The organism is Neisseria sp. P0009.S008, from assembly GCF_051958615.1.
GTDB classification, from domain to species: Bacteria; Pseudomonadota; Gammaproteobacteria; order Burkholderiales; family Neisseriaceae; genus Neisseria; species Neisseria subflava.
Genome location: NZ_JBQCVG010000027.1, coordinates 1 through 4,072 on the forward strand (window position 1 = coordinate 1; position 4,072 = coordinate 4,072).

Consider the following 4,072-nt stretch of genomic DNA (forward strand, 5'->3'; position numbering starts at 1 on the left):
GAGACGGGTGTTTTTGTGCATGTTCATGTTTCAGTATTCTCCTGGAAATACTGTAAACAACGCTACTAGTTTCTACAAATGGTTTTACAAGCCAAATACGGCAATATCGCCCTTGCCTTGACGAATCAGCTCAGTACCATCGGTCATATCAATAACCGTTGTCGGCTCAGTACCGCACCAGCCGCCATCAATAACCAAATCAACAGCATGCTCAAGACGGTCTCGGATTTCGTATGGATCGGTCAATGGCTCGTCGTCTTCAGGCAGCATGAGGGTGCAACTTAAAATAGGTTCGCCCAATTCTTGCAAAAGTGCCAAGGCGGTGGCGTTATTGGGAACACGCAGGCCGATGGTTTTGCGTTTGGGGTGAAGCGTGCGATTCGGTACTTCTTTGGTTGCCTGCAGGATAAAGGTGTAGCTGCCGGGCGTAGCTGCTTTAAGCTGGCGGAATTGGGCATTATCTACTTTGGCGTAAGTACCCAATTCGCTCAAATCGGCACACATCAGGGTCAGATGGTGTTTTTGATCGATTTTGCGAATCGTGAGAATGCGCTCCATCGCGTTTTTGTCGCCGAGTTTGCAGCCAAGCGCATAGCAGGAATCCGTAGGGTAAACGATAACACCGCCACTGCGGACAATATCGGCGGCTTGCTTGATGAGGCGGTCTTGGGGATTATCGGGATGGATGGCGAAAAATTGTGCCATGTTTTTTCCTTATCATTCTAATGGTTTGTTGTTTGACATTTTAAAACTTATTTGGCCGTCTGAATATTGGATTTCCACCACAATGAATGGATTTAGCCTCAGCTACAACACAGCTGCACCCAGTGATACCTTATATATCATTTTGATTTACCGGCCGATATCGAAAGTCAATTTAATACGCTATATAATGCGTTATTTTGTTTGAAAGTCATCTCAATGTCTGCCTCTTCCCTACCTTCCCGCCGCTTGTCTGTCGCACCCATGCTTGATTGGACAGACAGACACTATCGCTTTATGGCGCGACAAATTACACGCAATGCTTGGCTTTATAGCGAAATGGTCAATTCAGGCGCGGTGGTTTACGGAGATAAAGACCGCTTCTTGAGTTTCAACGAAGGCGAGCAACCGGTCGCTTTACAGCTTGGCGGCTCAGATCCGCATGACTTGGCAATCGCTGCCAAAGCGGCTGAGACATATGGCTATAATGAAGTCAACCTAAATTGCGGCTGCCCCAGCCCACGCGTACAAAAAGGCGCTTTCGGCGCTTGCCTGATGAATGATGTAGATTTGGTGGCAGATTGTTTGAACGCGATGCAGGATGCAGTTGAAATTCCGGTAACAGTCAAACACCGCATCGGCGTAGATAGACAAACAGAATATCAAGTCGTGGCAGATTTTGTAGGCACGCTTCGTGAAAAAACAGCCTGCCGCACATTTATCGTCCATGCGCGTAATGCTTGGCTGGACGGTTTATCCCCGAAAGAAAACCGTGAAGTTCCGCCACTCAAATATGAATACGTCTACCGTTTGAAACAAGAGTTCCCCGACTTAGAAATTTTGATTAACGGCGGCATCACCACCAATGAAGAAATCGCCGAACATCTGAAATTTGTCGACGGCGTCATGATCGGGCGCGAGGCTTATCACAATCCGATGCTGATGCGCGATTGGGATGCACTGTTTTACAACAACACACACGCACCAATCCAATACGCAGATTTAGCAGCTTGGCTATACGCATACAGCCGCGAACAAATCGCCTCAGGGCGCGGTACCATCCTACGCCATATCGTCCGCCATGCACTAGGCTTAATGCACGGCCTAAAAAATGCCCGCACTTGGCGCCGTATGCTCTCAGATGCCACCTTGCTAAAAGACAACGACGGCAGCCTGATTCTAGACGCATGGAAAGAAGTAGAACGCGCAAATATTTGGGATTAATGGCGTATAGTGTGAATAAATGAAAGGCCGTCTGAAACATCAAATGATGTTTCAGACGGCCTTTTACATTGCAACAGATTGCTAAAGATATATTCATTTCTCTTTAGCTACTATAACGATTAATTCATCGAATAAAACCAACACATAATCTAAGCATAAAAAAATGCGGCCTAAATTAGGCCGCATTTACTTTGCTTCGTCTTTTCAGACGGCCTTTTCAGGCCGTCTGAAAGTCAGATTACCATTGGTAACCAACTGCTACGGTAGCACCGAAGTGACCACGTGAGTTGCCGGAAGCAGTACCTTTGATGATCCAGTGACCACCATCGGAAATGCTAGAGAGGCCGACAGCGTAACCGGTTTCACCGCGGTAGTGACTGCCACCGATAGCCAGCATGCTCTTACCTGGCAAGTAAGCTTGTGGCAGACCGGCAGTAGCCAGAGCTTGAGCCACACCTGCGCGGGCGTTGTTGTCAACCTTGTTCACACTGCTGTTCACATCGCCGAATTTTTGGTTCAGCTGGTCAACGTTAACCGCATCGGTACCGTTCTTACCTGGAGCAACATTTTTAATAGTAGTGTTGCCGGCATCGATACCATCTTTGTTGATGGTTACAGGACCTGCCTTCAGTTCATTAGTAGTAACACTGTTAACGGTCAGATCAGGGTTCAAGCTGGCTTTCAGCGCATCGCCGTCTTTCTTAACGAAGATGTTTTGAACTTCTTTCTCTGAAGTCTTACCGGTTGCTTTGTCGAATACTTGAACTTTAGTACCCGCATCACCTTTAATCTGAATAGTGTTATTCAGTTTTTTGGAGATAGAGCCGTCAGTAGTACCAGTCTCGTCAACCAGACCGAAGGTGCCATCAGCATCTTTACCGTCTTTACCGTCTTTCACGGTTGCAGTAGTAGTAGAGATGACTTTACCGTCTTTATCGAAGTTGTTGATAGTAATGGTAGAAGTACCTTTAGCTTCATCACGCTCAACTTTACCTTCAGCAGACTTACCGTTTTCACCGGTATCACCTTTAGCACCGGTTGCGCCAGTAGCGCCAGTAGCACCAGTAGCGCCAGTAGCACCGGTTGCGCCAGTAGCGCCAGTAGCGCCAGTAGCACCAGTTGCGCCGGTAGCACCAGTAGCACCGGTAGCACCGGTATCGCCTTTAGCACCAGTTGCACCAGTATCGCCTTTAGCACCAGTTGCACCAGTATCGCCTTTAGCACCAGTTGCACCAGTATCGCCTTTAGCACCAGTTGCACCAGTTGCACCAGTTGCACCAGTTGCACCGGTATCGCCTTTAGCACCAGTTGCGCCGGTTACGCCGGTGTCACCTTTTTCACCTTTGTCGCCGGTTGCGCCGGTATCGCCTTTAGCACCGGTATCGCCTTTAGCACCGGTATCACCTTTAGCACCAGTTGCACCAGTTGCACCAGTTGCACCAGTTGCACCGGTATCACCTTTGGCACCGGTATCGCCTTTAGCACCAGTTGCACCAGTTGCACCGGTATCACCTTTAGCACCAGTTGCACCGGTATCGCCTTTAGCACCGGTATCACCTTTAGCACCAGTTGCACCAGTTGCGCCGGTAGCGCCAGTTGCGCCGGTATCACCTTTAGCACCAGTAGCACCAGTAGCACCGGTTGCGCCAGTAGCGCCAGTAGCGCCAGTAGCACCAGTTGCGCCGGTAGCACCAGTAGCACCGGTAGCACCGGTATCGCCTTTAGCACCAGTTGCACCAGTATCGCCTTTAGCACCAGTTGCACCAGTATCGCCTTTAGCACCAGTTGCACCAGTTGCACCAGTTGCACCAGTTGCACCAGTTGCACCAGTTGCACCAGTTGCACCAGTTGCACCGGTATCGCCTTTAGCACCAGTTGCGCCGGTTACGCCGGTGTCACCTTTTTCACCTTTGTCGCCGGTTGCGCCGGTATCGCCTTTAGCACCGGTATCGCCTTTAGCACCGGTATCACCTTTAGCACCAGTTGCACCAGTTGCACCAGTTGCACCAGTTGCACCGGTATCACCTTTGGCACCGGTATCGCCTTTAGCACCAGTTGCACCAGTAGCACCGGTATCACCTTTAGCACCAGTTGCACCGGTATCGCCTTTAGCACCGGTATCACCTTTAGCACCAGTTGCACCAGT

3 protein-coding genes are annotated in these 4,072 nt (G+C 49.7%); 1 reads left to right on the plus strand and 2 read right to left on the minus strand.

What is annotated here, in order from left to right; all coding sequences use genetic code 11:
• Positions 1-84 precede the first annotated feature (84 nt).
• Positions 85-705, minus strand: a complete 621-nt coding sequence (locus ACTHSQ_RS11075; RefSeq protein WP_070749740.1) for an L-threonylcarbamoyladenylate synthase — start codon at positions 703-705, stop codon at positions 85-87.
• Positions 706-921: 216 nt separating this feature from the next.
• Here ACTHSQ_RS11075 and dusA point away from each other — a divergent pair, with 216 nt between their 5' ends.
• Complete coding sequence (dusA, locus tag ACTHSQ_RS11080; protein ID WP_440371997.1) at positions 922-1,926, plus strand: tRNA dihydrouridine(20/20a) synthase DusA; 1,005 nt, start codon at positions 922-924, stop codon at positions 1,924-1,926.
• 238 nt (positions 1,927-2,164) lie between these two features.
• Here dusA and ACTHSQ_RS11085 read toward each other — a convergent pair.
• A partial coding sequence (locus ACTHSQ_RS11085) for a YadA family autotransporter adhesin (protein WP_440375953.1) occupies positions 2,165-4,072 on the minus strand: 1,908 nt, incomplete at its 5' end.

Bases quoted from the DNA above. Each gene is read 5' to 3' on its own strand.
- dusA (WP_440371997.1), top strand. From the start codon at position 922: ATGTCTGCCTCTTCCCTACCTTCCCGCCGCTTGTCTGTCGCACCCATG.
- ACTHSQ_RS11075 (WP_070749740.1), bottom strand. From the start codon at position 705: ATGGCACAATTTTTCGCCATCCATCCCGATAATCCCCAAGACCGCCTC.